The sequence below is a fragment of the Prevotella sp. DNF00663 genome (assembly GCF_001553265.1).
Lineage (GTDB): Bacteria > Bacteroidota > Bacteroidia > Bacteroidales > Bacteroidaceae > Prevotella.
In genome coordinates this window covers 1-2,117 of the sequence record NZ_KQ960597.1, presented here as the reverse complement: position 1 = coordinate 2,117, position 2,117 = coordinate 1, and the positions used below count along the sequence as shown (strand labels likewise).

1 protein-coding gene and 1 pseudogene are annotated in these 2,117 nt (G+C 37.2%); one reads left to right on the top strand and one right to left on the bottom strand.

The features are described from left to right. The first annotated feature begins 191 nt into the window (after window positions 1-191). Window positions 192-1,464, top strand: a pseudogene (locus HMPREF3034_RS02080) (IS1380 family transposase). A 313-nt stretch (window positions 1,465-1,777) separates the two neighbouring features. Here the strand turns inward: HMPREF3034_RS02080 and HMPREF3034_RS13110 are convergent. Next, window positions 1,778-2,086, bottom strand: a complete 309-nt coding sequence (locus HMPREF3034_RS13110) for an SPASM domain-containing protein (protein WP_197421715.1) — start codon at window positions 2,084-2,086, stop codon at window positions 1,778-1,780. Between the last annotated feature and the right edge of the window lie 31 nt (window positions 2,087-2,117).

Here is a 2,117-nt window from a genome sequence, read left to right as displayed (position 1 = left end):
CTCTATAAATGAAGGTTTTGCAGAGGTCTCATTAAGTACATTGTAGAATCTAAATATTATTCCTTAATTCCGCAACACTGTAATTTTATATTTTATAAGAAGCTAAGCTACAAAAGTAGCCTAGGGTTTTGTCATGCCATTAGATTCACCTAACTTAGTGTTGCATAAAACTAGACAAATCTTCAATAGACATAACAAAAATACATATAAAATCCGAGAAACTCACCCTAATTAGAGGAATATTGTCAATTATAGAGTAATTCGATACTCCTTTGTCTAAAACGATAGACTCCACTTTGGGACTACGTAGCACATCGTACGGCTACCAATATAGTAAAGGGCTCCGCTCTCTGATGTACGTGTATATCAGCGGTAGTTTATACATTGAAGACGTGACAATGCACTTGATGAAGCACCTGTACTTGCACCCAAGTATCCGCACATGTATACTATATGCTATGGAAGAGCTGGCATGTGACAATACAACATACACATCGACTACTGGCAAGCAGTACAATTTCAATGTCGCCGATGCTATGAACAACTTGTTAGTGAACGCCTTGCTTTCAAAAGGGCAACTAAAGAGCAACCAAGAATACAGCTTTGATTTCAAGCACCAGTTCATCGAGATCGAAAAGTACGATGCTAAACCAGCTTACAGAAGTTCTTGGGATATGGTCCCAGCATTGCCGTAATAAACGACATGATAGCTGGTATAAAGAATAAGAACACCAATATGCGTTTCAACCAGAAAAATACATTGATGAAAATCTTCAAGAGGCTGGTGAATTCGGACATTTGCGCTTGCCGTGCATGCATAGATTGTGATTCATGGGCGGAGGAAATTGTAGAGACAGTTGAGCAACATTGCAGACATTTCCACATCCGTGCCAACAGATGCGATTCTCTTTACTATTCAAAATTTGCATTGACAGCCTGAAAGAAGAAAGAAATCATTGATATCAAGTTTGAACTAAACTCCATTATTTTCGAAAAACGGAAAACAAAGTCGTTTTGCCTTGTTGTACAGAGGCGGAGAAGGATGGGCCGCAACCTTTACCTTTGGGAGGAGGCATAAACTTATAAATGCATACTGACCAACGACAATGGGCCAAGCACAAAGAACATCGTAGCATTCTACAAGCTCCGTAACGGCAAGGAACGTGTCTCTGACCATGAACAACGTATTTGGCTAGAACTGACTGCTCAAGTCGTTCATGGCACGGAATATGGTATTTTGTTATGACAACTCTCATCAGAAACTTCCACAAAATAATTATGCAGAGGCTGGATTCCAAGAAGTGTGTCTTGCACGCCAACAGCCACATCAATACATTCGTTTTCAACTTTGTATCTGTGCCGACCAAGTAGATTAGGACATCACACCAGCGTGTGCTGAATGTTTACACAAGCAACTACCTGTTTAAGACAGACTTTAGCAAAGACGAGTTCTTTGTGGAATAATCCGTGCATATTGCCTCAAGTCGCTTTGTGAGGTAAAGGGGGCTTATGTCAGAAAAACCGTCATTACACAATTGTACTGATAAAAACAAAAGATACCCTTTCTTACATGCACAAAGTTTTTTACTCTATAAAGTTGCGGGTTGGGGGGTATTAAGATAACCCTTTTGAAATTTACATAAGAAAAGACGTGATATCTTTGAAAGTGAATTGTAATTGAGCATACTCTTTAAATTATCTTTCTTAAAATAGAATTAGTTTAATTTATAATCTGATAAACGAACAGACGTTGTTATACATGTCAACATAATCGTTCCTATTTCCAATTTGAGGTCAATGGATCATAGGTGCATTTTTGGGGTTTTGAATATATATTATTTGGATTTGACAAATGTGCTCTGCAGTCTGTACACACAGGCCTAAGTTCACAATCTTTACATACTTCTATTTTTTCTTTATTAATAGTCCATAGTTCTCTGAACTGCTTTGTCATAATAACATCCTTTATTCTCACATTTTTTATATTCCCATATGAATGTTTAAAAGAAGGACAGTTTTTAATATTTCCGTCATAATCTATTGAAACTTTTCTGTTTAGACAACCATTATATAACCTATTCTCCATATGAGACCTCTGCAAAACCTTCATTTATAGA

What these genes read in the sequence shown, in the direction of transcription:
- HMPREF3034_RS13110 (WP_197421715.1), bottom strand. Translation starts at nt 2,086, where the DNA reads ATGGAGAATAGGTTATATAATGGTTGTCTAAACAGAAAAGTTTCAATA.